This is a genomic window from Cupriavidus sp. IDO, assembly GCF_000812465.1.
Lineage (GTDB): Bacteria > Pseudomonadota > Gammaproteobacteria > Burkholderiales > Burkholderiaceae > Cupriavidus.
Genome location: NZ_JWMA01000006.1, coordinates 188539 through 213886, shown reverse-complemented (window position 1 = coordinate 213886; position 25348 = coordinate 188539). Strand labels below are relative to the sequence as shown.

Annotated in this window: 25 protein-coding genes; 13 read left to right on the top strand and 12 right to left on the bottom strand. The window is 64.3% G+C overall.

The features are described 5' to 3' along the window. Positions 1-818: 818 nt before the first annotated feature. Both RM96_RS38390 and RM96_RS02775 read left to right on the top strand, forming a co-directional pair. A complete protein-coding gene (locus tag RM96_RS38390; RefSeq protein ID WP_152624024.1) occupies positions 819-1118 on the top strand; it encodes a hypothetical protein in 300 nt (99 codons plus the stop codon). 435 nt (positions 1119-1553) lie between these two features. Continuing rightward, positions 1554-1775 carry a DUF1484 family protein gene (locus RM96_RS02775; RefSeq protein WP_039007363.1) on the top strand — a complete coding sequence of 74 codons (222 nt, stop codon included), beginning with the start codon at positions 1554-1556 and terminating at the stop codon, positions 1773-1775. Positions 1776-1958: 183 nt separating this feature from the next. Here RM96_RS02775 and RM96_RS02770 read toward each other — a convergent pair whose 3' ends face one another. From RM96_RS02770 to RM96_RS02745, 6 genes are all read right to left on the bottom strand, one after another. Then, positions 1959-2672: a hypothetical protein gene (locus RM96_RS02770; protein WP_039007360.1), complete on the bottom strand. Its 714-nt coding sequence runs from the start codon at positions 2670-2672 to the stop codon at positions 1959-1961. Positions 2673-2855: 183 nt separating this feature from the next. Then, positions 2856-3920: an ABC transporter substrate-binding protein gene (locus RM96_RS02765; protein ID WP_039007358.1), complete on the bottom strand. Its 1065-nt coding sequence runs from the start codon at positions 3918-3920 to the stop codon at positions 2856-2858. Further along, positions 3917-4714, bottom strand: coding sequence for an ABC transporter permease (locus RM96_RS02760; RefSeq protein ID WP_039007357.1), 798 nt, complete (start codon positions 4712-4714; stop codon positions 3917-3919). The genes RM96_RS02765 and RM96_RS02760 overlap by 4 nt, the downstream gene beginning before the upstream one ends. Continuing rightward, positions 4711-5481: an ABC transporter ATP-binding protein gene (locus RM96_RS02755; protein ID WP_039007355.1), complete on the bottom strand. Its 771-nt coding sequence runs from the start codon at positions 5479-5481 to the stop codon at positions 4711-4713. Before RM96_RS02755 ends, RM96_RS02760 begins: the two co-directional genes overlap by 4 nt. 286 nt (positions 5482-5767) lie before the next feature. Next, complete coding sequence (locus RM96_RS02750; RefSeq protein ID WP_039007354.1) at positions 5768-7069, bottom strand: UDP-N-acetylglucosamine 1-carboxyvinyltransferase; 1302 nt, start codon at positions 7067-7069, stop codon at positions 5768-5770. 228 nt (positions 7070-7297) lie between these two features. Beyond that, positions 7298-8419 carry an acyltransferase family protein gene (locus tag RM96_RS02745; RefSeq protein ID WP_193752378.1) on the bottom strand — a complete coding sequence of 374 codons (1122 nt, stop codon included), beginning with the start codon at positions 8417-8419 and terminating at the stop codon, positions 7298-7300. Between the two features lie 695 nt (positions 8420-9114). On the opposite strand from RM96_RS02745, the gene gudD reads away from it, so the two are divergent. From gudD to RM96_RS02725, 4 genes are all read left to right on the top strand, one after another. Next, positions 9115-10449 carry a glucarate dehydratase gene (gene gudD / locus RM96_RS02740; protein WP_039007353.1) on the top strand — a complete coding sequence of 445 codons (1335 nt, stop codon included), beginning with the start codon at positions 9115-9117 and terminating at the stop codon, positions 10447-10449. Between the two features lie 140 nt (positions 10450-10589). Continuing rightward, positions 10590-11927, top strand: a complete 1338-nt coding sequence (locus RM96_RS02735) for an MFS transporter (RefSeq protein ID WP_052279277.1) — start codon at positions 10590-10592, stop codon at positions 11925-11927. Positions 11928-11977: 50 nt separating this feature from the next. After that, positions 11978-12766 carry an HpcH/HpaI aldolase family protein gene (locus tag RM96_RS02730; RefSeq protein WP_039007347.1) on the top strand — a complete coding sequence of 263 codons (789 nt, stop codon included), beginning with the start codon at positions 11978-11980 and terminating at the stop codon, positions 12764-12766. 147 nt (positions 12767-12913) lie between these two features. Continuing rightward, a complete protein-coding gene (locus tag RM96_RS02725) occupies positions 12914-13819 on the top strand; it encodes a 2-hydroxy-3-oxopropionate reductase (RefSeq protein ID WP_039007345.1) in 906 nt (301 codons plus the stop codon). A 146-nt stretch (positions 13820-13965) separates the two neighbouring features. Here the strand turns inward: RM96_RS02725 and RM96_RS02720 are convergent, their stop codons facing one another. The 4 genes from RM96_RS02720 to RM96_RS02705 all read right to left on the bottom strand — a co-directional run bounded on the left by RM96_RS02720 (position 13966) and on the right by RM96_RS02705 (position 16567). Next, positions 13966-14778, bottom strand: a complete 813-nt coding sequence (locus RM96_RS02720) for a MetQ/NlpA family ABC transporter substrate-binding protein (protein WP_039007343.1) — start codon at positions 14776-14778, stop codon at positions 13966-13968. A 229-nt stretch (positions 14779-15007) separates the two neighbouring features. Next, on the bottom strand, positions 15008-15253 hold the full coding sequence (locus tag RM96_RS02715) for an AbrB/MazE/SpoVT family DNA-binding domain-containing protein (protein WP_039007340.1): 246 nt from the start codon (positions 15251-15253) through the stop codon (positions 15008-15010). Between the two features lie 125 nt (positions 15254-15378). Further along, the gene (locus RM96_RS02710) at positions 15379-15786 is read right to left on the bottom strand and encodes a VOC family protein (RefSeq protein WP_039007338.1); all 408 of its coding nucleotides are present in this window, start codon (positions 15784-15786) and stop codon (positions 15379-15381) included. Between the two features lie 106 nt (positions 15787-15892). Beyond that, the gene (locus tag RM96_RS02705) at positions 15893-16567 is read right to left on the bottom strand and encodes an SGNH/GDSL hydrolase family protein (RefSeq protein WP_039007336.1); all 675 of its coding nucleotides are present in this window, start codon (positions 16565-16567) and stop codon (positions 15893-15895) included. A 148-nt stretch (positions 16568-16715) separates the two neighbouring features. On the opposite strand from RM96_RS02705, the gene RM96_RS02700 reads away from it, so the two are divergent. Then, positions 16716-17192 carry an SRPBCC family protein gene (locus RM96_RS02700; RefSeq protein WP_082016394.1) on the top strand — a complete coding sequence of 159 codons (477 nt, stop codon included), beginning with the start codon at positions 16716-16718 and terminating at the stop codon, positions 17190-17192. Continuing rightward, on the top strand, positions 17189-18670 hold the full coding sequence (locus RM96_RS02695; protein ID WP_039007334.1) for a DHA2 family efflux MFS transporter permease subunit: 1482 nt from the start codon (positions 17189-17191) through the stop codon (positions 18668-18670). Before RM96_RS02700 ends, RM96_RS02695 begins: the two co-directional genes overlap by 4 nt. A 48-nt stretch (positions 18671-18718) precedes the next feature. Here RM96_RS02695 and RM96_RS02690 read toward each other — a convergent pair whose 3' ends face one another. Further along, a complete protein-coding gene (locus tag RM96_RS02690; protein ID WP_039007332.1) occupies positions 18719-18988 on the bottom strand; it encodes an acyl-CoA-binding protein in 270 nt (89 codons plus the stop codon). Between the two features lie 121 nt (positions 18989-19109). On the opposite strand from RM96_RS02690, the gene tsaB reads away from it, so the two are divergent. The 4 genes from tsaB (at position 19110) to RM96_RS02670 (ending at position 22366) form a co-directional block, all read left to right on the top strand. After that, a complete protein-coding gene (gene tsaB, locus RM96_RS02685; RefSeq protein WP_039007431.1) occupies positions 19110-19871 on the top strand; it encodes a tRNA (adenosine(37)-N6)-threonylcarbamoyltransferase complex dimerization subunit type 1 TsaB in 762 nt (253 codons plus the stop codon). Between the two features lie 65 nt (positions 19872-19936). After that, positions 19937-20422 carry a ribosomal protein S18-alanine N-acetyltransferase gene (rimI, locus tag RM96_RS02680; RefSeq protein ID WP_052279284.1) on the top strand — a complete coding sequence of 162 codons (486 nt, stop codon included), beginning with the start codon at positions 19937-19939 and terminating at the stop codon, positions 20420-20422. Beyond that, positions 20419-21246 (top strand): uracil-DNA glycosylase, encoded by an 828-nt coding sequence (locus RM96_RS02675; protein ID WP_039007327.1) that lies wholly within the window; start codon positions 20419-20421, stop codon positions 21244-21246. The genes rimI and RM96_RS02675 overlap by 4 nt, the downstream gene beginning before the upstream one ends. Then, positions 21221-22366, top strand: coding sequence for a DUF1853 family protein (locus tag RM96_RS02670; protein WP_039007325.1), 1146 nt, complete (start codon positions 21221-21223; stop codon positions 22364-22366). Before RM96_RS02675 ends, RM96_RS02670 begins: the two co-directional genes overlap by 26 nt. A gap of 45 nt (positions 22367-22411) precedes the next feature. On the opposite strand, the gene lplT is transcribed toward RM96_RS02670, so the two are convergent. Beyond that, positions 22412-23731: a lysophospholipid transporter LplT gene (lplT, locus tag RM96_RS02665; RefSeq protein WP_039007429.1), complete on the bottom strand. Its 1320-nt coding sequence runs from the start codon at positions 23729-23731 to the stop codon at positions 22412-22414. A 442-nt stretch (positions 23732-24173) separates the two neighbouring features. On the opposite strand from lplT, the gene alr reads away from it, so the two are divergent. Continuing rightward, entirely contained in the window at positions 24174-25295 is a 1122-nt protein-coding gene (gene alr, locus RM96_RS02660) for an alanine racemase (protein WP_039007323.1), read from the top strand. Positions 25296-25348: the final 53 nt, after the last annotated feature.

The following is a 25348-nucleotide window of genomic DNA, read 5'->3' as shown; positions in this document are numbered from 1 at the left end:
ACGACCCGCACGCACATGCGCACGGGTCGTTAAGTCTCGACCTTCTCGTTACACCGTTCGGTTCCTGAGAAAGGACCTTAACTGAACGGCATTACAGCTTTGGCTGCGGTTTTTTTCTGGGTTTGTCGCTAGGGTATCGGTGCGCCAGTGAGGTAGGCCGGAGGTGCGCCCAAAAAAATCTTGATCTGTTGTGCGCGTCCGCAGCATGAGCGGTCACTCCGCGGTGCCAAGTATCATGGCGTCGACGGCTCCGTTATGAGCGGTGCCACATACCGGGCCGAGAGCATCGGCCCCTACCGGCTGAGCTTCGCAGAACGCCGTTTACACAGTTTAAGAGGAGGGCTATGCGCGCCATTTCTCGCTTGGTTTTGTGGTTGGGCTTCTTGCTTGTATGCGCCGTTCAGTGCTGGCTGGCGCTAGCCCAATTTTTTGGCAAGCCATCTCTCCTCGCGAGCTATCAAAGACATTACCCAGGCGAAGTCTGGATGATTGCATCATTGATCCCCCCCTTGTGACCAGCCTGCTGTCGCTGACCCTGATTGTCAGGACCGTACTAGGCAGGGCGGATTTACTCCGCGGAACGTTGCTATCCTCCGCATTGATTGCGATTCAACTACTCTTGTCTACGCGACTGGCAATATCAGTCCTCCGATTCACCTTCGGTTGAAGTCAAGAGGCCGGCGCACCCCGCTCCGGTCGTACGTTGAGTGGAGACGGTGAGCAACGACTGCAACGAGTCGGCTGCGGCCGCCCTTTAGCGAAGTCCCACCCAGATTAGGGGTCTGACATACTGTCTCAGAGCACGAATGACAGACAGCATGACCCAAAAGACGAGCGATGGGGCTATTCCAGAGGCCGAGCAAATCGATGCAATTTTATCTGGACGTATATGGAACCTCGTCCACCGATATTGCAATGGAGCGTGGAACCGCTTGCCGGCCTGCTGGACAGCGTCATTTGTTGATATTCTCGCGGAAGGCAGGAGGCGCGGCCTTGGCAGCTTTGTAATGGCAAGATCAATTACTGAAGGGTATTGGCTGGCCAGTACGGAATCCGGTTACGCCACCTTCTATTGGGAAAGGGGTATCCGAATGTACGAAGGACTTCGTCGATCTTGAGCAGGCCTTTGAGGCATGGCTGAAGCAAGAGATGAGTTCCATGCAACTACCAATCCTGCCGCGGGATACCTGAAGGTCTACTCAGGGTCCGTAAACCGGCGGCTGACGTCGGCTGCTGGTGGAGATTGCCTGGCGAAGGGACCCAAGGAGAATTGCGAATCCTCTGATCGCCACGCCAGACAGAAACGGCAACACTAATCGCCGTCGCCGAAACAACGGCGACCGGGCGTAGCAACCCGAACAACTCCAGAGGATGCCGTTTCAGACGGTCTCGTCCAGCGTTTTTACGCACCATTCAATGGTGGGCCGGGCGGGGCAGCCGTAAGGCTGGCCGGGCTCCTCTGGATTGCCGGTATTGCTACCCCCGCCGTCAGGCCCGCCACCCTTTATCTGAATGCATCAGGCGGGTTTCCCAATCCTTTGTAGGAACTCGCAATGCAAGAAAGAACCACGTCGAAACACGAAACCGTGCTTGCAGCCATTCCGGCTTCATGCCTTGAATCACTCGATCGCGTCAGTGCCGGCCTCGGCAGCATCCTCTCCCTCCTGGAAGTCCAAAGCGAACACTCAGAGGCCGCTCACCGCGTGCATTGCCTGCTGGCAATGATCAAATCGCAGCTCGACCAGACTGCCGGAGAGCTTTGTCCAGCGGAGTAAGGAGGGGGTGCAGGTTGTTGGGAGGCGCTGGTGATGGACGCGCTGGCCCTCTCCCCCGGCCCCTCTCCCGCAGGCGGGAGAGGGGAGCAAACTAATATCAGAACGGCGGCAGCATCGCCTCCGTGAACTCCTTCGCTTCTTCCAACTGACGTTGTGCCCTGCAGCGGCTAGCAATCCAACTCCCTATTGGAACGTCAGCGAACCCTGCTGCCCGTTGACGGCAAAGCCGGTTACCTTTTCCGAGACGAACTGGATATTGCCCATGGTATCGACCCGGAACGTCGTTTGCGCGTCCGCGGTCTTGACGCTGTTGTTGTCGAAATCGGTCTCGGTGAACGTCACCAGCAGACTGGTCGAAGTATCCGCGGCAACGCTATAAGAGCGGGTGACTGTGCCGATCTTGGTTGTCCGGGCGCTGCTGGAGAACGCCGTGCCGGTGACGAGCGTGGCCGAATCGCCGGCCTTCACCGTTGCGGGATACGTGTAGTCGGGGAAGTCGACGACCTGGTCACCGAGGTCTTCGGAAAACTCCGCGAAAGTCGCGGGATTCCTGAAAATGATCGTTGTGACAGAAAACGGGGCAGAAACTCCGTTCACCGTGATGGTGCCGCTGACGGTCTCCGTTGTCTTGAGGGCGGCAGCGCCGTTGAACGTGGCGGCAACAGGCTTGTCATCCTTCAGTGTTCCCGACCCGGTCACCGGGACGCCGCTGACCGTGCCCGAAATCGAGAAATTCACGGTGATGCCGTTATTGACCTCATTCGCCACGGCGGTCTGCAGGGGAACCGAGACGCTCTGCGTCGATGCGCTGTTGCTACTGCTGCCACCGTCTCCGCCTCCTCCGCACGCTCCCAGCAACATTGTGAAGACTACGGCCATCAGATTGTTCTTGCGCATTGCCGTCTCCTGTCAGACCCGTGATCATTCGAGTTCTTGTCCCCACCTAGCAATTTCACTATATGGAGCCGGCGGCCAAGCACAATTGACTCGCGGTTTACTCAGATCTGTCAGAGATTAAATTCGTTACATTGATGAAACGGGTTGTCGGTGGCGTCTGGGCGGAGTCCATTCGACGGCAGGTCATGGCCCCTTATAAGCCCTGGCCGCAGCCGCGATCTCCGCCTGGTTGAAACTGTTGATGTCGCCGATCAGGTCATTGGTGATAAGTTCGCTTGCCGGGACTTTTCCTTTGGTGATCCCCCATTTCTCCATGAAGTCGGCATAGGCGGCGTAGTGGGTTTCGGAACTCTCTCCCCACCTGGAGACACCGGCTTTCTCGAGTTTCCAGTTCTGGGTGCGCGCTTCGAGCGTCTTCGTGCCTTCGCGGATGGCGGTGGCTTCGTCGATACCGGTCGGCCTGGTTTCGGGAAAGACCTCCCAAAGAATGCGAATGGCCGCCACCGGATTGGCAATGGTGAAGATGGTTCCCTTGGCATAGCCCTGCGCCAGCGCAACCGCCTGTTTGCGGTTGTTGCGCAGCGTGTCCTCAAGCGCCAGGAAGCCGTTGGAAGGGTACTGCTCGATCTCCTTGCCAGGCAGCATCCGCAGCTTGATGCCTGCGTTTTCGACCATTGCGTATTGCGTGTCAAACTGGCTCAGCGCGTCGACCTGCCCGCTGCGAACCAGGGCCGCCGTCTGCGCGCCTTCGCCGACCACGACGATGCGGATGTCGCTGTCGGGATTGAGTCCGGCATTGGCAGCCAGGGCGCGCGCGATGATGACGCCGGCCGAGCCCATCGACGTGACGCCGATGGTCTTGCCTTTGAGGTCCGCTGCTCGCGTGATGGCGCTGCCCTGGGGCACGGCGAGCCCATAGATGTTCCCCTGGTATGCAGTATAGAAAATCCTTGCCTTCACGCCTTGCTGCCGGATGATGGCCAGTGGCTCGACCGAGGGCAGGGAGTACGGAACTTCTTTCGTCGCCACGAGCTTCACGCAGTCAGTGGAGCCTGCAATGGGCACAAGCTCTACCTTGATCCCGTCACGGGCATACCAGCCCATCTTCATGGCAACGGCGAACGGCGCGGCGGCGGTGCTGATCGTGCGTGCACACCAGCCTAGCCGCACGAGCGTCTGGGCAGAGGCGTCGGCAGCGCAAATGCCAAGGAAGATGACTGCAGTGGCAAGGAAATGAATGCGCTTCATTTGAGTTGTCCCTCCGGTGGCATATCGGGGGTCTTCTGCTGCGAGACTTCCCAGAAGAGCAGTCGCCTGCGAATGACGACGATCAGGGTATGGAGCAGCAGGCCCAGCAACGACAGGATGATGAGCACCGAGAACTGCCCGGCGACATCCATCGTGAACGTCATGCTCATGATCAGCACGCCAAGCCCTTTCTGCGCGCCGACGAATTCCGCGACGATCGCGCCGATCAGCGAAAGCATCATGGCGATCTCGAAGCCGGCGAAGATGAACGGCAACGCGCTGGGAATGCGCAGCATGCGGAAGATCTGCATGTCCGAGGCGTCGATCGAGCGCATGAGTGCAACGCGATCCTCGTCCGCCGAGTTCAGGCCGGCGATCGTGTTGACCATCAGCGGAAAGAAGGCAGTCAGGGCTGCCTGCGCGACTTTTGAACTGATGCCCAGTCCGAACCAGACGATGATGAGCGGGGCCAGTGCCACTTTCGGCATCGCCTGGAACATGACGATGAACGGGTAGAGGAAGTATTCTCCGTGGCGGCTCAGGGCGATCACGGTGCCGAGCGTGAGGGCAAGCACGGAGCCGGCCAGGAAACCGATCAGCGTTTCGGCAAGGGTGATCCACAAGTGCCGGACATAGAGCATCGATACGGTGCCCTGGTACAGCGCCATGAAGACTCTCGACGGCGCCGGCAGGATATAGGCAGGCATTGCCGAGAGGCGTACGGCGCCTTCCCAGATAGCGAGCACCACGAGCACGAGGAGCAGGCGCAGCACGAAGTCTGGTGGCCGGATCATGGTGCAGACGCCCCCGAATTCGTGAATTCGGCCCGAATGCGCTTCACATGGCTGCCAAACTCCGATGTGGTCATGACATCCAGGCTGCGCGGTCGTGCAAGATCCACGGCAAGGTCATGCACGATCCTGCCCGGGCGCTGCGTCATCACCAGCACCCGGTCCGCCAGGAAGACGGCTTCGGGGATGGAGTGGGTGATAAACAGCACGGTTTCCGCCCGGTCCAGCCAGATCTCCTGCAGCTGCAGATTCATCTGCTCCCGGGTCATGGCGTCCAGCGCGCCGAACGGTTCATCCATCAGCAGGATCGCAGGGTCATGGATCAGCGCCCTCACCATCGCCACGCGCTGCTGCATGCCGCCCGACAACTCGCGCGGATAACGCTCTTCAAAGCCCTGCAGGCCGACCAGGGAAAGCAGGGCCATGGCGTGCGTCCTCAGCCTGTCGCGGCCCAGGCGCTGGACATCCACGGGAAGCATGACGTTGCCGAGCACGGTACGCCAGGGAAACAGGACCGGCGACTGAAAAACAACCCCGATATCGCGCCGCGGCCCGGTAATCGGCGTGCCGCTGAGGCGGGCCTCGCCGTGCGAGGCGGGGATCAGCCCCGTCAGTATCTTGAGGAGTGTTGTCTTCCCGCAGCCAGACGGGCCGACAATGGCGACGAACTGGCCCCGTTCGACCGTGAAGTGAATGTCACGCAGTGCAACCACCGGACCCGTTCGTGTCCGGTAGGTCTTCCCGAGGCCATTCACCGCAATGAGTTCCACGACGACACCAGGCAGCGTGATCAGCCGCGCCGATCGCGGCTGACTGGGGCCCGACTATTCCCGAGCCGGGGCGCTTATGGGCGGCGCCAGGCATCCGGATGCAACGCCGTTGCCGGCGAGCCGCCGGTGGGATTTGGCAGGCACATGAATTCTAGGCAATCCATGATGGTTCGAAACCGGACATTTGGCCGGTAGGGCACGTGGTCGGAATGATGCGGTGCGGCAAGGCTTCGATATCAGACCGATGCGCAGATCGGCCCTGAGACAGGCCATCGGCGCCCCGGCCTTATTCCTCGCTAGTCCACTCGACTTGCACGCCGAGGCTGCGCAGGTTCTCGACAAAGCGCGGGTGCGCGCGGCGGATCGGCGTGGCGTTGCGGATCTCGGAGCGGCCATCGATGCTGGCCGCGACCATGAACAGGGCGATCGCGACCCGAATGATGTACGGGCTCTCGACCACCGCCGGCGTCAGCGGATTGCCGCCGAACGTGATCAGCCGGTGCGGGTCGGACGAGAACACGTGCGCGCCGAACTTCGACAGCTCGCCGGTCCAGCCGAGCGCGCCGTCGTAGATCTTGTTCCAGAACATCGCGTTGCCCTGCGCGCGCACGCCCAGCGCGATGAAGATCGGCAGCAGGTCGACCGGGAAATACGGCCACGGCGCCGCCTCGACCTTGGTCAGCACGTTGCTGGTGAAGGGCGTCTGCACCTTCAGCGGACCCGGGCGCAGCGCGCGCGACCAGCCGTTCTCGTGCACCACCTGCACGCCGAACTTGGCGAAGGTGCGGTCGATCAGCGGAAAGTTGCCGGGCGTGCTGTTGCGCACTGCCACGTCGCCGCCGGTGATCGCGCCGAGCGCGAGGAAGGTGGTGATCTCGTGAAAGTCCTCCTCGAAGGTGAACTCGCCACCGCGCAGCCTGGCGCCGCCGCGCACCGTCAGCCGCGAGGTGCCGATGCCGTCGATGTCGGCGCCCATCATTGCCATGAAGCGGCAGAACTCCTGCACGTGCGGCTCCGAGGCGGCGTTGGTCAGCGTCGATTCGCCTTCCGCCGCGGCCGCGCACAGCACGAAGTTCTCGGTGGTGGTCACCGATGCATAGTCGAGCCAGTGGTGGGTCGGCTTCAGCGGGCCGCCGCTACGGACCAGCAGCGAGCCGCTGGCGCGCTCCACCTCGCCGCCGAACGAGCGGAAGATATCGACGTGCGGATCGATCTCGCGCACGCCCAGCGTGCAGCCCTTGACGTTGTCTTCGAGCCGCGCCACGCCGAAGCGGGCCAGCAGCGGCGGCACCAGCATGATCGACGAGCGCATTTCCTCGGGCAGCCGGTGCGTGGCGGCGTCGAACGCGGTGTCGCGATGGTGCAGGTCCAGCGTGCCGGTCGCGTCGTCCAGGTGAACTTCACTGCCCAGCGTACGGAAAATATCGAGGATCTTGCGGACATCCGTGATGTCCGGAACGCCGTGCAGCCGCAGCGGCTGGTCGGTCAGCAGTGTGGCGCACAGCACCGGCAGCACCGCGTTCTTGTTGGCCGAAGGCGTGATGCGGCCGCGCAGGGGCGTGCCACCGTGGACGATGAGATTGGACATGGGCGAGGCGGTCGGGTGGCGGGAAAGGCAGATTGGGGAAAGGCGCCAGGTATTTTACTGTTCTCGCGCAGCGAACGCCCCGATCCGCCGCGGGCGACCCTGCCAGTACAGCACCTGCGGCAGCCACCGGCCAATGCCGCGGTACACATACGACAGCGCTAGCGGCACCACCTGGATGGCGTTCCGACACCCTGTTGAAACTGCTGTGAGCCCTGCTATCCGCCAGTCTTACTGGAAGTCGTGCCGTGGCACGGGACTCGCTACGGCGTTATCGGCCGACGCTCCTGAATCGATCCATCCAAGCAGCCTGGCCTTTACCCACTCCGAGAGCCCGCGCTCAAGGAGCGCGTGGCTGATAGCGGCGAATACCAGTGCGAGAACGGTGGTGAACAGGATGTGCGACCAGGTTTGCGTCAGATCGTGGCGCCGCATGCCGTCCAGAATCCGCGTCACGATGCCTTGCGCAATAGGGTGGGCAAGGTAGAGCGAGAACGAGACTTCGCCCAGCCACATCAATGGCCCCGGTACCTGGATGTCGAGGTTCTTCGATCCCAGCGCGAAAACCGTAAAGGCGACTGCCAACGGTCCGCCCCATTCCGTAATGCCATGGATTGTCGAGACGCCGGAGTAAGACCACCAAAGCGCAAAGGCCACCAGAAGGCAGACGAGGCAGCGGGTTGCCAAGCAGTCGGCAAGGCACAGGCGGGTCCGATACAGCAGGCCCGCGGCCACGCCGGCGCCGAAGACCCAGATAATGGGATTGGTGGCCTGGTTGAGGTAGCCAAGGCTGAAGTGATAGTCATGATCAACCTTCAGGCTGAAGTGTCCGGCGGCAAGCAGCGGCAAGCCGATCAGCGAAATGCCGAGCCACCCGAAAAACACGGGCCAGCGGAGCCGCCCGGCCAGCATGGAAATCCCGAACACAAGGTAGAAGTAGATCTCGAAGTTTAGCGTCCAGCCAAGGCCGTAAGGCAAGCCATAGAACGGGGGGCTGTATGGCGCGACGGGCAAGAACAGCAGGCTCTTGCCAAAGTCGGCCAGATGAGCCGGATCGGCGAAGTACGCCAACGGCATGATGGCCTGGATGCCCAGAAGGGCGAGCACGGCATAGACAGGCCAGATCCGGGCGATCCGCTTGGCGAGGAAGTGCATCACTTCGCGCGGTTTGCCGGCGGCATCAGCCGTGGTAAGGACCATGATGAAGCCGCTGATCAGGAAAAACAGGTCGACGCCCATCGCGCCCGGGCGCATGAGCGCGTTCGCAAAATTCTGGGTGGGGGTCCAGCTGAAGAAATAGCGGGCATGCACAAACACGACAAGCAGCGCGGCAATTCCGCGCAATGCCTGCAACCACGCGAGTTTCTTCGTTTGCATTCCCGGGCCTCACCGCGTCTTTTTGACGCGCGATGGTAGGTCCCGGGGAAGAATTTTGGGAATCACCCTGCAGGAGGGCAAGTCCGCCCATGGCATCTCTCACAGGCTGCAAGCGGGCGGCGAGTGCAACTTTCGTTGGCTTTCCTGCTTTGTTATAGGTCATCGTATAACTAGGGAGGGGGCCAAATATTGGGGAAGGGCGCAAAAGCGATCAGATAGGGGTGATTCCAAAGGCTCAGCCAGTCCGGGAGAAGTGGCACTCGGTTCACGTGATCAGGCGCGAAGCCGTGCGGGTTTGCGGCGATTACCGGCGGGAAATCCATCCAATTGCCTTGATCGCACGGGCTCACAGCCCGTGGAAAGATCTTCGGCTAGGGAAATCCCCAATAAGGCAGACATGGTATCGCAACAGTCTAAGTTGTATGATGACGTAACACAGGATAAGTGCCGCTGGCGGAACGTATATCCGCACAAACGGAGGCAGCTTGGGGCGCGACGACACGGTCCGCCCGGCCTGCATTGAGGGCATTGCCCCTCCGCTGGCGAGATCGCCGCGAAGGGGCAATGCCACTCCGATGCCGGACTACCCTGACTTCAAGGGGGCAGGTCTGCAAGAAGCATCGTTCCCCACGCTGGCGCGCGACGCCCACAAATTGCCAACAGGATTCCCTATGTCATCTCAAGCCACACCGCTGATCACTTCGCTGCGCGTGATTCCCGTCGCCGGGCGCGACAGCATGCTCATGAACCTGAGCGGGGCGCACGGACCGTTCTTCACCCGCAACCTGCTGATTCTTACCGACAACGCCGGGCGCACCGGCGTAGGCGAGGTGCCTGGCGGCGAGAAGATCCGCCAGACACTCGACGATGCAAGCGAACTCATCGTTGGCCAGCCGCTCGGCTCGCATCAGCGGCTGCTTGAAGAAGTGCACCGCAAGTTCGCGGACCGCGATTCAGGCGGGCGTGGCCTGCAGACTTTTGATCTGCGCACAACGATTCATGCGGTCACGGCAATCGAGTCTGCCTTGCTCGATTTGCTTGGCCAGCATCTGGGCGTACCGGTGGCGGCCTTGCTGGGGGAGGGGCAGCAGCGCAGCGCGGTGGAGATGCTGGGCTACCTGTTCTACGTTGGCGACCGCACGAAGACCGACCTGCCCTATGCGAGCGACCCGGGTGCCGACAACGACTGGTTCCGCCTGCGCCACGAAAAGGCGCTGACGCCCGACGCGGTGGTACGCCTGGCCGAAGCTGCGCACGCGCGCTACGGCTTCAACGATTTCAAGCTCAAGGGCGGCGTGCTGCGCGGCGAAGACGAGGTCGAGGCCATCGAGGCGCTGCACGAACGCTTCCCGCAGGCGCGCGTCACGCTTGATCCGAACGGCGGCTGGCTGCTCAAGGACGCGATCCGCCTGATGCGCAACATGCACGGCGTCGTTGCCTATGCCGAAGACCCTTGTGGCGCCGAAGACGGCTTCTCGGGCCGTGAAGTGATGGCCGAGTTCCGGCGGGCCACCGGCCTGCCGACGGCCACCAACATGATCGCCACCGACTGGCGCCAGCTGAGTCATGCCCTTGCGCTGCAGTCGGTCGATATTCCGCTGGCCGATCCGCACTTCTGGACCATGGCCGGCTCGGTGCGCGTGGCGCAGACCTGCCGAGACTGGGGCCTGACCTGGGGCTCGCACTCGAACAATCACTTCGACGTGTCGCTGGCGATGTTCACGCATGTCGGCGCCGCGGCGCCGGGCCGCGTGACGGCGATCGATACGCACTGGATCTGGCAAGACGGCCAGCGGCTGACCAGGGAGCCGCTGCGTATCGAAGGCGGCCTCGTGCAGGTGCCGACGAAGCCGGGCCTGGGCGTCGAACTTGACATGGGCGAGGTCGAGAAGGCGCACGCGCTTTACAAGCAGCACGGTCTGGGCGCGCGCGACGATGCCGCGGCGATGCAATACCTGATCCCGGGCTGGACCTTTAACCCCAAGCGCCCGGCGCTCGACCGCTGAGGCAGGCAGGGTTGCCGTCAGGCAAGGCGCCATCGGCGATGCCATGCAGGGATCGCCGACATCATGAGAGCGCCATTTCAAGATCTAAGTGGTAGCAGGAGCGCGAGTTGAATGTTGTAACCGCTGTCGCAGACAGCAAAATGAGCCGGACGCGCTACGCGATTGTCGCGATGCTCTTTCTGGTGACCGCCGTGAACTATGCGGATCGCGCGACGCTGTCGATCGCGGGCACGGCATTGTCCAGGGACTTCGGCTTTGATTCGGTGACGATGGGGTACATCTTCTCGGCGTTCGGATGGTCCTACGTGATCGGGCAGCTTCCGGGCGGCTGGCTGCTGGACCGCTTCGGCTCGAAGACTGTGTACGCCGCGAGCATCTTCATCTGGTCGGTCTTCACATTCCTGCAGGGCGGCGTGAGCTTCCTGACGGCCACCGCCACGACAGCGGTCGTCGTGCTGTTTTCGCTCCGGCTTCTGGTGGGCTTCAGCGAGGCGCCGTCATTCCCGGCGAACGGGCGCATCGTCGCAGCGTGGTTTCCTGCAAACGAGCGTGGAACGGCGTCCGCGGTGTTCAACTCGGCCCAGTACTTTGCCACCGTGCTGTTCGCGCCGGTCATGGCGTGGATCACGCATACCTATGGCTGGCCCTATGTGTTCTATTTCATGGGGGTGGTCGGCGTCCTGGCCAGCGTGATCTGGTGCAAGGTGGTCTACAGCCCGAAGGACCATCCGCACATCAACCGCAGCGAACTCGATTACATCGAGCAGGGCGGCGCGCTGGTCGACATGGACCAGGCGAAGGCTGCCCGGACGGGTGGCGCCGGCACCGCTGCCAATGCGCGGGCGGCAGCCCCGAAGCTGTCATACATCAAGCAACTGCTGGGCAACCGGATGCTGCTGGGCATCTACATCGCCCAGTACTGCATCACCACGCTCACTTACTTCTTCCTGACCTGGTTCCCGGTGTACCTGGTCAAGGAGCGGGGCTTCTCGATCCTGAACGCAGGCTTCGTCGCGGCCATTCCGGCGATCTGCGGATTCGTCGGGGGTGTGCTTGGCGGCCTGATTTCCGACTACCTGTTGCGCAAGGGGCATTCGCTCACCTTCGCCCGGAAAATGCCGATCGTGCTCGGCATGCTGCTCTCGACCTCGATGATCGCGTGCAACTATGTGAGCAGCGCATCCGTGGTGGTCGCGGTGATGGCGTTTGCGTTCTTTGGCAAAGGCCTCGGCGCGCTCGGCTGGGCGGTGGTGTCCGACACCTCGCCGAAGGAGATCGCGGGTCTGAGTGGTGCGCTGTTCAATACGTTTGGCAATGTCGCGGCGATCACCACGCCTATCGTCATCGGCTACCTCGTCAAGGGCACCGGCTCCTTTAACGCCGCGCTTGTTTTTGTAGCCGCCAATGCGCTGGTGGCTGTTTTGAGCTACCTCTTTCTTGTCGGCGAGATCAGGCGGGTCGAGTTGACCAAGGACTGATCCCCGTTGCCGCCCGGCAGGCGGTTGCTTCGAATCCCAGGAGATTGGCCATGAGAACAAACAGGTTGCGCGAGGTCTGGAGTCAGGGAGGGGCTGCCGTCAACGGCTGGCTCGCCATCCCCAACAGCTTTTCCGCCGAGACCATGGCCCACCAGGGCTGGGACTCGCTGACAGTCGACCTGCAGCATGGCGTCGTCGACTACCAGGCGATGGTTACGATGCTGCAGGCGATCTCTACCACCAGCACCGTGCCGGTCGTGCGCGTGCCCTGGCTGGAGCCCGGCATCCTGATGAAGACGCTCGATGCGGGCGCCTACGGCGTCATCTGCCCGATGGTCAATACGCGCGAGGACGCGCAGAAGCTGGTGGCCTGGACGCACTATGCCCCGCGCGGCAGCCGCAGCTTCGGGCCGGTGCGGGCGCTGCTTTACGGCGGCGCCGACTACCCGCAGCACGCGAACGATACGGTCGTGAGGTTCGCCATGATCGAGACGGCCCAGGCCCTGGACAACCTCGACGAGATCCTTTCCGTCGAAGGGCTCGATGCCATTTACATCGGCCCGTCCGACCTGTCGCTGGCGCTGGGGTGCAAGCCGACGTTCGACGATGTGGAACCCAGGGTGGCCGAGGCCATCGACCATATCCTTGCGCGCGCAAAGGCGCACGGTGTGGTGGCCGGTATCCACAACGGCAGCCCGGAAGCGGCCTTGAAGCGCATTGAAAAAGGCTTCCAGTTCGTGACGGTCAGCTCGGACGCACGGCTGATGGCCGCGGGCGCGCAGCAGGTGATCGCGCAGATGGGCGCGGCGCGCAAGCCGGCTGGCTCCGGCAGCTATTGATACTTCAGTGCCCTGCCTGCAGGCCGCCGTTTGCCCGATGGTTCGGGCCGATCGGGTGCGGGCCGGAAATCGAAGACGCTGGCCCGTTTTCTTTCAGCCTGGTGCGCAAGCGCGGGCATCACTCAATGCAGCTCAAAGGAGCCATACATGAAGATCGGATTTATCGGCCTTGGCATCATGGGTACGCCCATGGCCCTGCACCTTGTGGGAGCGGGTCACCAGCTGTTCGTCAATACGGCAGGCAAGCTGCCGGAAAGCATTGCAGTCTCGACGGCGACACCCTGCGCCAATGCGGCCGAGGTGACGCGCAATGCCGAGATCGTCTTTACGATGGTGCCGGATACGCCAGACGTGGAGTCGGTGCTGTTCGGCAAGGACGGCGTCGCGGACGGCCTGAAGGCTGCGGGCGACGGTGGCGCGCGCCGGATCATCGTCGACATGAGTTCGATCTCGCCGATGGCGACCAAGGCTTTCGCCGGCCGGATCAACGCCCTCGGCGCCGACTACATCGATGCGCCGGTCTCGGGCGGCGAGGTGGGCGCCAGGGCGGCTTCGCTGACGATCATGTGCGGCGGTGATCCCGCCGTGTTCGAGAGGGTGCGCCCGTTGCTCGAGACGATGGGAAAGAACATCACCCTTGTCGGCGGCAATGGCGACGGCCAGACTACCAAGGTGGCGAACCAGATCATCGTCGCGCTCAATATCGCTGCGGTCGGCGAGGCGCTGTTGTTTGCCTCCAAGGCGGGTGCCGATCCTGCAAAGGTCCGCCAGGCGCTGATGGGCGGCTTCGCATCCAGCCGCATCCTCGAAGTCCACGGCGAGCGCATGATCAAGCGCACCTTTGAACCGGGATTCCGTCTCCGGCTGCACCAGAAGGACCTGGGTCTTGCCTTGCAGGGCGCGCGCGAACTCGGCGTGGCGCTGCCGCAAACGGCAGGCGCCGCGCAACTGATGCAGGCGTGTGCAGCCAATGGGATGGCCGACCTCGATCACTCGGCGCTCGTGCGGGCGCTGGAGCTGATGGCACAGCACGAAGTCGCCGGCGACGCCTGAGGCAGGCGCCGAGGTGCGTCGCGGATAGGGGCTTCGGAGAGAACGCGGTCTGAACGGCGCCGACGGGAAGTCTGCTTCCCCGGGCGCCGTCCCGCGCAAAACGATGGGTCCTGCTTCTCAGGCCCGCACCGGGCCTGCACCGGCCATCAGAACGACGGCAGCATCGCGCCCTTGAACTGGGCCTTCATGAACTGCTTCACATCTTCCGACTGATACGCCGCCACCAGCTTCTTCACCCACGGCTTGTCCTTGTCCTGCGTGCGCACGACGATGATGTTGGCGTACGGGCTGTGCAGGTCTTCCAGCGCGATCGCGTCCCTGGTCGGCTGCAGGCCGGCGGCCAGCGCGTAGTTGGTGTTGATCACGGCGGCGCCGACGTCGGGCAGGGCGCGCGCGAGCTGGGCGGCGTCGAGTTCCACGATCTTCAGCTTCTTGGGGTTCTCGGCCACATCCAGCGGCGTGGCGTTGACGCCGTTGGTGCCCGCGCCGGCCTTCAGCTTGATCACGCCCTGCGACTGGAGCAGCAGCAGCGCGCGGTTCTCATTGGAGGGGTCGTTCGGCACGGCCACCTTGGCGCCTTGCGCCAGGTCCTTCGGCGACTTGAGGCTCTTCGAATAAACGCCCAGCGGCGAGATATAGGTGTAGCCGACGCTCACCATCTTGTAGCCGCGCTGCTTGACCTGGCTGTCGAGGTAGGGCTGGTGCTGGAAGCTGTTGGCGTCCAGGTCGCCGGCGTCGAGCGCCGCGTTGGGCTGCACGTAGTCGTTGAACTCCACGACCTTGACGTTGAGGCCGTTCTTCCTGGCCACTTTCTGGACGACTTGCCAGACCTCGGCGTCCGGCCCGCTGACGGTGCCTACGCGAATGGTCTGTTCCTGGGCCGACGCACTGCCGGCAGCGATGAAGCCGACGGCGGACACGGCGACCGCCAGGCGTTTGTAGAGAGAAGAGCTGCGCATGAGAGATTGGATTTTCGTTGGAATCATGTGACTTCTGAGAGCCATCCTCCGCCGACCGGCCGGGCCAGTCGGGCGAGGTCACAGATTAACGCAATTGCGTCCAAGTCGGGCAGCGTGATTGATTCTGGCGTCTATTTCTTTTTCATATGCTTATGAAATCCAAACGACGCTGGAATCTGGCATTTAATGCTTTGCCGCTGGAGGGGCGTCTGCTAGACCTTGCGGCGAACTACCATTTCAGCGCCGCATCATCATTATTGGCAAACTCACCTAGCGCCAAGGCGTCATCGCCGGAGTCCGCGACGGCCCGGCTGGCCTCGGACCAGCCCGACCGCCGTTGCCTCAGGCGCCTGATGACTAGCGCGTCATTCCTGACTTCCAACTCGACCTCATCTTCGAGGCCTAGCTGTGCAAGGATTGGCTCCAGGATCAGGAGTCCCCGGGAGCTGCCGAATTTGAGGATTGTTGCTTTCATTACGTCGTCGTCTCATCACTGTTTGCACCGCGAAAGGGGCGGGGCAGCACTACGTGATAGCCGCGCGACAGCCTCGATACAAGGCGAAACTTCTGAATCCGCAGAGCGTGTTCTTTCTGGCCCGCCTAATGCCGCACCACCCCATACCCCTCACCCTTCCACTCAATAAAACAAAGCCCATGCCCGAACGGGTCCGACAGCGTCGCCTGCCGGCCCCAGTCGAATTCCTGCGGCCAGTCTTCGATCTCCGCGCCGGCTTCCAGCGCGCGCTCGATCGCCTGTTCCAGGTTCGGCACAACAAAGTCCAGGTGCACCGGCGTCCAGTGGCGCCGGTAGTCGCGCCGGGTATCGGCGCGTGAGGTCGGGCGGGTACCCGGGGGCTTGGCGAGCAGGTAGATGGGGGTGGCGCCGCCCAGCATTTCGGCGACGGAGCCGTCGAACAGCTTGCGGTTGAGTTTCAGCCCCAGTCCCTGCTGGTAAAAGCCGATGCCGCGTGACAGGTCATCGACGTCGATATTGATCAGCAACTCCATGACAGCCTCCTGACGGCGTTCTGTTGAGAGCCGCCGCATTGTGCGCCGGGTCTCCTGACACCTGCTGTCAGGAGTGATGTTTCAGCGCGGCCGTCGGGCTGGACTGTCAGCGGCCGAGCAGGTCGCGCACCACCGGGCGCAGGGCGTCGCCGAGAGCCAGGTGGGCGTGGGCGTCGAGGTGGACGCCATCGACGTCGCTGGTGCGGATGACGGTGCCGGCGTCGAACAGGTCGCAACCGAGGCTGGCGCAGACGTCACGGTAGGCCTCGGCCAGCCCCACGCACTTGTGCTCGCCGCCGGCGAACTTGGGTGCGAGCGGGCCGCGCGGGGTGCGGATCGGCGGTGGCGTGATCACCAGCAGCGGGGGCACTGGCATGCCGGGCTCGATCGGGGCGGTGCGGATGGCGTTGACCAGTGCGCCCACGCCTTGCGCCGCGTGCCAGGCGTTGTGCGGGTGCATGGACTGGAAATCGTTGCTGCCGAGCATCAGGATCACCAGCGCCAGCGGCGAGTGGATTTCGATGCGCTGCGCCAGCCCCTGCATGCCGTTGCGGCCGGGCTTGAACGGGTCGTCCCAGACCGTGCGGCGGCCGTTCAGGCAGTCTTCAAGGATGCGCACCGGGGGCTGTCCGTCAGCGTTCAGACCGATTTCCAGCCGGCCGGGCCAGCGCACCGGGAATGGCAGGCGCTGGCGGGTGCCGGGGACGATGCCCCATGAGAGTGAATCGGCGTAGACCAGGACCTGCAGGGGATCGATATCGGCCGGCGCGGGTGCGGGCATGAAGAACTCCAGGAAAATGCCGTCAATACAGGCGAAGAAGGATTAACCCGGGCAAGAAACGCAGGGATTATGTTGCGCCGCGTAGACGAAATGGTCTCTGTCAAATGCGCGGAGACTTCATAATATCGCTTAATCACAGATATGGAGAATGAAGTTGCGCTTCGAGCACTTGGTAGAGATCAACGATCCAGGCAATCCTCAACTGGATCCGCTCACGCCTGAACAGCTCTGGCAAGGGCTAGTGCTGCGCGCCGAATCGCCCGAATTGTTCGTGCTCGGGCTGGACCGCGCGGAAGTTGTCGGGCGAGGCGACAACTGGATCGATCGCGTGCTGCATTTCGGCGAGGCCAGGATCCACGACCGGGTCGTGTTCGAGTCGCGCCGCCAGGTCCGCTATGAAACGGCCGCGACGGCTGAACATGCCGGCGGCACGCTGACCATGGTCATCGAAACCCCGGGGCCGGGCGCGCTGCTGGTGCGCTTTATCTACGAGACCACGCTGCCGGCAGTCGATGCCACCGGCGACGACCGCTACGCCGAGATCGTCAAATCGGCCTACCACCAGGCCGACCTGGACACCGTCCGCAAGATCCGCGAGATCGCCGACACCGGGCGGCTGGGGTGAGCGAGGGTTTGGGGGCGCCGGATCATTCCGGCGGCGAGCGGGCCGGCCCGACCCGCGCGATCCTGCATGCGCGCTATGGCGACCGGCTGCGCTGGCTGGTGCTTGTCACGCTGATGCTGGGCACCGTCTCGTCGATCGTCTCATCCACCATCATCAACGTTGCGATTCCTGACCTGAGCCGGCATTTCGGGCTGGGGCAGGAACGCGCCCAGTGGGTGGCAGCCAGCTTCATGATTGCCATGACGCTGTCGATGCTGCTCACGCCCTGGCTGCTCAATCGCTACGGCCTGCGCCGTACCTTCCTGGGTGCGCTGCTGCTGCTCGGGGCGGGCGGGCTGGTGGGCGGATTCTCGCCGACGTACGGCGTGATGATCGCCATGCGCGTGGCGGAGGGCGCGGCGGCCGGGGTCATGCAGCCGCTGCCCAATATCCTGATCCTGCGGGTGTTCGATGAGCGGGAGCAGGGCAAGGCGGTGAGTATGTTCGGCTTTGGCGTGGTGCTGGCGCCGGCACTGGGGCCGAGCCTTGGCGGCTTCCTGGTGGAGGCGTTCGGCTGGCGGTCGATTTTCTTCGTGGTGGTGCCGCTGACGATAATTGGCGCGCTGCTGGCGCGCCGCTTCATGGCGGTGGATTCCGCCATGATGGGCGAGCGCAAGCCGCTGGACTGGCGCGGCCTGGCGCTGGCCGGGGTTGCCACGGTCAGCCTGCTCAACGGGCTGGTCGAGATGCGAGAGAGCGTGGGAGCCGGCATGGCGATGGCGGGCCTTGGCGTGGTGCTGCTGGTCGCCTTTGTGCTGTGGCAACTGCGCGCGCCCGATCCGCTGATGAATATGCGGCTATACAGCTACCAGCAATTCTCAGCGGGCGCGGTGGTGGCATTCATCTACGGCGCGGGGTTGTTCGGCTCGACCTACCTGTTCCCGGTTTATATGCAGATGGCGCTGAACTACTCGCCGTCCCGGGCTGGCCTGGTGCTGCTGCCGGCTGGCGTCGTGCTGGCCCTGACCATTGCTGCGGCGGGGCGATTCACCAATCGCGTTTCGCCACACTTGCAGGTGTCGTTCGGGCTGGCGCTGCTGGCGTTGTCGTTCCTGCTGATGGCAACCGGATCGCCGGCCACGCCTTACGTATTGCTGGTGCTGCTGGCCGTGCTGGGGCGGATCGGGCTGGGCTGCATCCTGCCGTCGCTGACGCTGGGCGCAATGCGCGGCGTGGACTTCTCGCTGATTGCGCAGGGGTCGAGCTGCATCAACTTCCTGCGGCAGCTCGGCGGCGCCATTGGCGTGGCGCTGGCGGGCGTCGGGCTGCAGTGGCGGCTGGGCGAGCATGGCGCGGTGCTCGGGCATGGCGGCGATGCGGTGGCGCAGGCCGCACGCATCCGGGCCTTCGATGAAACCTTCCTGGCGGTCGGCGTGGTCATTGCCACGGCCATCTTCGCGGCCTGGCGGATTCGTCCGCGGCCATTGCCAGCGAACTGAGGACTGACCGGCGGGCGCTGCCTGCCGGTCATGAGCTTGCGGGGCCGCTCAGGTGGTGGCGCCGCTGCGCAGTTCCTCGACCAGGGCGATGTACTTCTCCATCGCTTCATCCTTGCTGGTGCCCTTCAGCGTTTCCCAGGCTTCGAACTTGTAGCGGCCGACAAAATCGGTCATGCCGGGCTTGTCGCCGTGGGCATCGCCTTCGCTGCCTTGCTTGAAGAGGGCGTACAGGCGCAGCAGCGTCATGTTGCTGGGGCGCTCGCTGAGTTGCTTGACGTCGATCTGGGCTTGGTCGAAGCGGGCCTGCAGGTCGCTCATGGGGATCTCCTGAATCAGATGGCAAGTAAGGGGTTCGATGATAGCCGCGCCACAGTGTCCGGCGGGCCGTATGAAACCGAAGAAGGACTCGGTTTCGGGCGGCTCCGGCTACAATCGCGCCATGTCCTGGATTCTTGCTGTTGAAACTTCCACCGAGTGGTGTTCGGTCGCGCTTGGTCGCCCCACAGCCGATGGCGGCATCGAGTGTTTTTATCGTCATGAACACACCGGACCGCGCTCCTCGTCGCGCGTGCTGCCGGCCGCCGGCGAGTTGCTGGCCGAAGCCGGCATCGCGCTCGCGGACTGTGCCGCGATCGCCTTCGGGGCCGGCCCGGGCTCGTTCACCGGCCTGCGCACGGCTTGTGGCGTGGCGCAGGGGCTGGCCTTTGGCGCCGGCCTGCCGGTCATTTCCGTCAATACGCTGATGGCCTGCGCGGAAAGCGCACGCTACGCCACGCCGCCGTTGCCCGCCGACACCGCTGTGCTGGTGGCGCTGGATGCCCGCATGGATGAAGCCTACTCGGGCGCCTTCCGCTGGGACGCGGCCGTGCAGGAGTGGGCCACGGTCACGCCGATGCGCGTCGGCGCGCCGGAAACCGTGACGTTGCCGGACGGCGACTTCTGGCTGGCCGGCAATGCGGCGGCGGTCTTCGATGAACGCCTGCCAACGGCGCGCGCGCAGCGCGTGCTGGCCGATGCCATGCCGCATGCGCGCCAGGTGGTCAGCATCGCCCTGCGCGCACTGGCCCGTGGCGAGACCATCGATGCGGCCGATGCCATGCCGCTGTACCTGCGCGACAAGGTCGCCCAGACCATTGAGGAGCGCGAGGCCATTGCCGCCGCGCGCGCCGCGGCGCAGGCCACGGCAGGAGGGGCGTCGTGAGCGCAGCCCTCGGACCTTCGACCGATCATGACGCCGACGATGCCCGCTGGCCCGTGGTGCCGGTCATGCCGGCGCTGCCGGCTGGCTGGGAACTGGGACGCATGAGCGCACTCGACCTCGAGGCCGTGGCCGAGATCGAGAAGCGCGCCTACAGCCATCCATGGACGCGGGGCAATTTCGAGAACTCCGTCAAGGCGGGGCACCTCGGCCTTACGCTGCGGAACCCGGCGGGCAAGCTGGTGGCCTATGCGGTGCTGATGCCGGTGGTGGACGAAATGCACCTGCTGAACATCACCGTGGATCCGCGCCTGCAGCGGCAGGGGCTGGGCCGGTTGCTGCTGGGCATGGCACTGGCCACCACCCACGGACACCATCTCTACACCATGCTGCTGGAAGTCAGGCCGTCCAACACGGGCGCGCTGGCCTTGTACCAGGAGGCCGGATTCACCGAGATCGGCCGCCGCAAGGGCTACTACCCGGCTGCCGGGCAGCGGCGCGAAGATGCGCTGGTACTGCGCCGCGCCTGGCCGGCTGGGGAGGGAGGGGCATGAGCCGTCGCGCGCAGTTTCTTGAGGTGCTCGGCATCCCGACCGAGTGGGTGCCGCGCCGAACCGCGCCCGGCTTGCCAGCGGCGGAAGCCGTAGCCGAAGTCGCCGTCACGCAGGTCCTGGCCGAAGAGCTTGCACCGATCCCGGCGGTGACTGAATTTGCAGAGCCGCCAGTCGCGGTTGCTGAAACGGCAGCCCGGCCAGTGCCCGTCGCCCTGGTCCCGGAATCCGCACCATCCGATCGCGAGGCCGCCATCGCGGCCATGTCCTGGGCTGAGCTGGAAGCCGCCGTCTCGGGCTGTACCGCTTGCGGCCTTTGTGAAACCCGTACCAACACCGTATTCGGCGTCGGCGACCGCGAGGCCGACTGGATGCTGGTCGGCGAGGCCCCCGGCGAGAACGAGGACAAGCAGGGCGAGCCCTTTGTCGGCCAGGCCGGCAAGCTGCTCGACAATATGCTGGCCTCGCTCGGGCTGGCGCGGGGCCGCAATGTCTTTATCGCCAACGTGCTCAAGTGCCGGCCGCCGGGCAACCGCAATCCGGAACCGCAGGAAGTGGCCGAGTGCGAGCCCCACCTGCGACGCCAGATCGCGCTGATCCGGCCGAAGGTGATCGTGGTGCTGGGCCGCTTTGCCGCCCAGTCGCTGCTGCGGACCACCACGCCGATCGGCAAGCTGCGCGGCACTGTGCACACCTACGAAGGCATTCCGGTGGTGGTGACCTATCACCCCGCCTACCTACTGCGCACACTGACCGACAAGGTACGCGCCTGGGAAGACTTGTGCCTGGCCCGGGAGGTATATGACCGTGCGGGAGCTCGGACCTGATCTCGCGGTGAGCCCTGGCGGCGACGGCGCGCATCGTGACGCGCCGCCGCTGTGGCGCCATGCCGCCTCGCCGCGTACGCGCGACCTGGCCTGGTGCACGCTGTCGCCGCAGTTGCTGGCGCAGCTTCCTGCCGAATACAACGGCGACACGGCACTGGCGCGCTGGCCGGCCGGCTTCCGGCAGGCGTGGCAAGGCTGGCTGCAAGCCGCCGATCCCGCCGTGCTGCCGGCCACCATCACCGAGCTGGCCAGCGGCGTTTCCGATCAGACCGATGCGGAAACCAGCGCCAGCCGCAGCCTGCGGCTCGGGCGCCACGCCGAGCGCCTGCTGCACTTTGGCCTGCGCCATGGCGAGGGCCTGGAACTGCTGGCCGCCAACCTGCCGGTGCGCCGCGCGGGCAGCCACGGCGTGCAGACGCTGGGCGAACTGGACTTCGTCTGGCGCGACACGGCTAGCGGTGCAGTCGTGCACTGGGAAATGGCGGCCAAGTTCTATCTGATGGTCGAGCCGGAAGCGGGAGCGCCTTCGCGCACCCAGGATTTCGTGGGGCCAAACCTCGTCGACCGGCTGGGCGACAAGCTCGATCACATCGTCCATCGCCAGCTGCCGCTGGCACGCACGCCGCAGGCGCAGGCATTGCTGGGCCGTTCGGTCGATCGCAGCGAGGTCTACCTGCTGGGCTGGCTGTTCTACCGCAACGGACACAAGCCGGCTGATCTGTACTCACTGGGTATTGCAGACGATCACCTGCATGGCTGGTGGTCCTCGCTGGAGGAGTGGGCTGCGCGGGCCGGTGGCTCAGCCGGCACACGCTGGTGCCGGCTGCAGCGCTCGGGCTGGCTGTCCGGCGCGCTGGTGGCCGACAGCGAAACCGAGTCTGTCGAAACCTTGCGCGATGCCCTCGCGCAGCGATTCGCCGATCCGCACCACGACCGTGGCTGGCGGCGCGAGTCGCCGGTCATGCTGTGTGAACTGGAGCCGGCCGGACCGGGGTTGCCGGGGCTGTGGCGCGAGCGCTCGCGGGGCTTTGTGGTGCCGCCGGGGTGGGAAGCGAGGGCGCGCGCGCGCGCCGCCGAGCCGGCGGTGCGTCAGGGAGAAAACGGGGAGGTCGCCCGCTAGTGGCGATCTGACGGCGGGCGGCCGGATGACCGCCCGGGAAGCTGGTCAGTGGTGCTTGTCCTCGCCGATCATCGCCAGCGAGTTGTAGTTGCGCACATTGGACTTGTGCAGCCGCATCACCATCAGCATGGTGATGCAAATGAACAGGCCCAGCGCGATGATCACAAACCCGATCGGCGCATTCAGCTTGATCAGCAGGGCGTACAGGCACAGCATCAGCAGCACCGAGACGTTCTCATTGAAGTTCTGCACCGCGATGGAGTGGCCGGCCGACAGCAGCACATGGCCGCGGTGCTGCAGCAGCGCATTCATCGGCACCACGAAGTAGCCCGACATCGCGCCCACCAGCATCAGGAAGACATAGGCAATCGCCATGTACAGCGGCATGTTCATGCCCATGGCGTGCAGCGTGACCTGCGGCATGGTGTCCTTGGTGTAGAACGCCATCAGCATCACCGTCGCGCCCATGGCCACGCCGAAAGGCAACACCGACAGCGACTTGCGCAGCGGAATACGCGCGGCCGCGAGGATGGCACCCACCGCCACGCCAACCGCCACCACCGCTTGCAGCAGGGCACCCTGCGACAGGTTCAGGCCGAGCGACTTCTCGGCCCATTTCAGCACGATGAACTGCAGGGTGGCGCCCACGCCCCAGAACAGGGTGGTCACCGCCAGCGAGATCTGGCCGACCTTGTCGCGCCAGAGCGCGCTGAAGCAGTCGCCGAACTCGGCAATCAGCTTGATCGGGTTCTTTTCCTGCTGCGGGTAGCGCGCGCCGGTATCGGGGATAAACAGGTTGAAGACCGAGGCGATCACGTAGAACAGCATGATCACCACCATCGCGGCTTCAGCCGGGGTCTGGATGCCGGTATCGATATAGGGGATGTCGAAGCGCAGCAGGATCTGCGACACATGCACCGAGATCAGCGCGCCGCCGACCACCGTGCCGAGGATGATGGAGCCCACCGTCAGGCCCTCGATCCAGCCGTTGGCCATGACCAGCTTCTCGGGTGGCAGCAGCTCGGTCAGGATGCCGTACTTGGCCGGCGAATAGGCCGCCGCCCCGAATCCCACGATGCCGTAGGCAAGCAGCGGATGCAGCCCGAACATCATGATGGCGCAGCCGGCGATCTTGATTGCGTTGGTGATCAGCATCACCCGGCCCTTGGGCATGGAGTCGGCAAATGCGCCGACAAAGGCAGCCAGGACGACGTAGGAGAGGACGAAGAACAGCTTGAGCAGCGGGGTCATCCACTGCGGGGAGTGCAATTCGGTAAGAAGGGCAATGGCGGCGATCAGTAAGGCATTGTCGGCCAGCGACGAAAAAAATTGCGCGGCCATGATGGTGTAAAAACCCTTCTTCATACTGTCGACTTTGTCTCCATCGCGCACTCCGTGCAGATCGGGCAGGCTGAAGCCCACCGGCGTGGCCATGGTTTGCAGGGAACCTTGGGCCGTGGCCGTGTCGAATTGTGTCGGATGCGCGGCGCTCTGGCGCCGTCCGGCTTTCCTGACCCTCATTGACATATTGCTTCGCTTTTAGAACATGGCCGTAGCGTCCGGCTTTATATCACGAAAGTACGACAATCCCGAACCCCGGCAAGGCGCCTGTTTGACAGCCGGGGGCCGTTCCGATTCCCGGAAGTCGTGCCCGAATGTGTTCAAATAACGGCTGCGATCGCGGCCCGTCGACCGGGTCTTCCCTGATCTGGTGCAATCGCCGCGAGGCGTGACGACTGATCCACATGAAGGTGGGCAGCGCCATCCTCCCGGCCGCCGCGACGCCTGCTTCCTGAGATGTGACTCCATGCCAAGACCCATCCACGCCGTCATTCACCAACCCGCCATTGCCAACAACCTTGAAGTGGTCCGCCGCAGCGCGCCCGATTCGCGCGTCTGGGCGGTCGTCAAGGCCAACGCCTACGGCCACGGGATCCGCCGTGTCTTTGCCGGCCTGCGCGCCACGGACGGCTTCGGGCTGCTGGACCTGAACGAGGCCGTGCTGCTGCGCGACCTCGGCTGGCAGGGACCGATCCTGCTCCTTGAGGGGTTCTTCCAGCCGCAGGACGTTCCCCTGCTGGAACAATATCGCCTGACGACGGCTATCCACTGCGAAGAGCAACTCCGCATGCTGGAAACCGCACGTCCGAAAGGCCCGCTGGCGATCCAGCTCAAGCTCAATACCGGCATGAACCGGCTGGGCTTCCATCCGACGCAGTATCGCGCCGCCTGGGAACGCGCCCGGGCCATGCCCTGTGTAGGCAGTATCGTCCATATGACGCATTTTTCCGATGCGGATAGTCCCCGAGGTATCGCCCACCAGATCGAGGCCTTCGATGCTGCCACGGCGAACCTGCCGGGCGAGGCCAGCCTGTCGAACTCGGCCGCGGTGCTGTGGCACCCGCAGGCGCACCGCGCCTGGGTGCGCCCTGGCGTGATCCTGTATGGCGCTTCGCCCACCGGCCGCGATGCGGACATCGCGGGCACCGGCCTGCAGCCGGCCATGTCGCTGCACAGTGAGCTGATCTCGGTCCAGGATCTGCAACCCGGCGATACCGTGGGCTACGGCTCCATGTTTACCGCGGAGCGCCCGATGCGCATCGGCGTGGTTGCCTGCGGCTATGCGGACGGCTATCCGCGCCATGCGGCCGGCTGGGGCGAAAACCGCGCCCCGGTGCTGGTCGACGGCGTGCGCACCCAGCTCGTCGGCCGGGTGTCGATGGACATGATTTGCGTGGATCTTGCGCCGTGCCCGAAGGCCAGGGTCGGCAGCCCCGTCACCCTGTGGGGCCAGGGCCTGCCCATCGACGACGTGGCGCAGGCTGCCGGCACGGTCGGCTACGAGCTGATGTGCGCACTGGCGCCGCGCGTGCCGACCACCGTGGCAACCATCACCGCCTCGGACAGCGCCGCCCCGGCTGTCGCCTGAGCGCCAGCAACTGACTGACCGATCCAGTCGGCCGGACGTCACATGACGCCGGC

Excerpts from the sequence above, each read along its gene's own strand:
- RM96_RS38390 (WP_152624024.1), top strand. The coding sequence starts at position 819 with ATGACCCAAAAGACGAGCGATGGGGCTATTCCAGAGGCCGAGCAAATC.
- RM96_RS02775 (WP_039007363.1), top strand. The coding sequence starts at position 1,554 with ATGCAAGAAAGAACCACGTCGAAACACGAAACCGTGCTTGCAGCCATT.
- RM96_RS02770 (WP_039007360.1), bottom strand. The coding sequence starts at position 2,672 with ATGCGCAAGAACAATCTGATGGCCGTAGTCTTCACAATGTTGCTGGGA.
- RM96_RS02765 (WP_039007358.1), bottom strand. The coding sequence starts at position 3,920 with ATGAAGCGCATTCATTTCCTTGCCACTGCAGTCATCTTCCTTGGCATT.
- RM96_RS02760 (WP_039007357.1), bottom strand. The coding sequence starts at position 4,714 with ATGATCCGGCCACCAGACTTCGTGCTGCGCCTGCTCCTCGTGCTCGTG.
- RM96_RS02750 (WP_039007354.1), bottom strand. The coding sequence starts at position 7,069 with ATGTCCAATCTCATCGTCCACGGTGGCACGCCCCTGCGCGGCCGCATC.
- gudD (WP_039007353.1), top strand. The coding sequence starts at position 9,115 with ATGTCATCTCAAGCCACACCGCTGATCACTTCGCTGCGCGTGATTCCC.
- RM96_RS02735 (WP_052279277.1), top strand. The coding sequence starts at position 10,590 with ATGAGCCGGACGCGCTACGCGATTGTCGCGATGCTCTTTCTGGTGACC.
- RM96_RS02730 (WP_039007347.1), top strand. The coding sequence starts at position 11,978 with ATGAGAACAAACAGGTTGCGCGAGGTCTGGAGTCAGGGAGGGGCTGCC.
- RM96_RS02725 (WP_039007345.1), top strand. The coding sequence starts at position 12,914 with ATGAAGATCGGATTTATCGGCCTTGGCATCATGGGTACGCCCATGGCC.
- RM96_RS02720 (WP_039007343.1), bottom strand. The coding sequence starts at position 14,778 with ATGCGCAGCTCTTCTCTCTACAAACGCCTGGCGGTCGCCGTGTCCGCC.
- RM96_RS02715 (WP_039007340.1), bottom strand. The coding sequence starts at position 15,253 with ATGAAAGCAACAATCCTCAAATTCGGCAGCTCCCGGGGACTCCTGATC.
- RM96_RS02710 (WP_039007338.1), bottom strand. The coding sequence starts at position 15,786 with ATGGAGTTGCTGATCAATATCGACGTCGATGACCTGTCACGCGGCATC.
- RM96_RS02705 (WP_039007336.1), bottom strand. The coding sequence starts at position 16,567 with ATGCCCGCACCCGCGCCGGCCGATATCGATCCCCTGCAGGTCCTGGTC.
- RM96_RS02700 (WP_082016394.1), top strand. The coding sequence starts at position 16,716 with ATGAAGTTGCGCTTCGAGCACTTGGTAGAGATCAACGATCCAGGCAAT.
- RM96_RS02690 (WP_039007332.1), bottom strand. The coding sequence starts at position 18,988 with ATGAGCGACCTGCAGGCCCGCTTCGACCAAGCCCAGATCGACGTCAAG.
- tsaB (WP_039007431.1), top strand. The coding sequence starts at position 19,110 with ATGTCCTGGATTCTTGCTGTTGAAACTTCCACCGAGTGGTGTTCGGTC.
- rimI (WP_052279284.1), top strand. The coding sequence starts at position 19,937 with ATGCCGGCGCTGCCGGCTGGCTGGGAACTGGGACGCATGAGCGCACTC.
- RM96_RS02675 (WP_039007327.1), top strand. The coding sequence starts at position 20,419 with ATGAGCCGTCGCGCGCAGTTTCTTGAGGTGCTCGGCATCCCGACCGAG.
- RM96_RS02670 (WP_039007325.1), top strand. The coding sequence starts at position 21,221 with ATGACCGTGCGGGAGCTCGGACCTGATCTCGCGGTGAGCCCTGGCGGC.
- lplT (WP_039007429.1), bottom strand. The coding sequence starts at position 23,731 with ATGAAGAAGGGTTTTTACACCATCATGGCCGCGCAATTTTTTTCGTCG.
- alr (WP_039007323.1), top strand. The coding sequence starts at position 24,174 with ATGCCAAGACCCATCCACGCCGTCATTCACCAACCCGCCATTGCCAAC.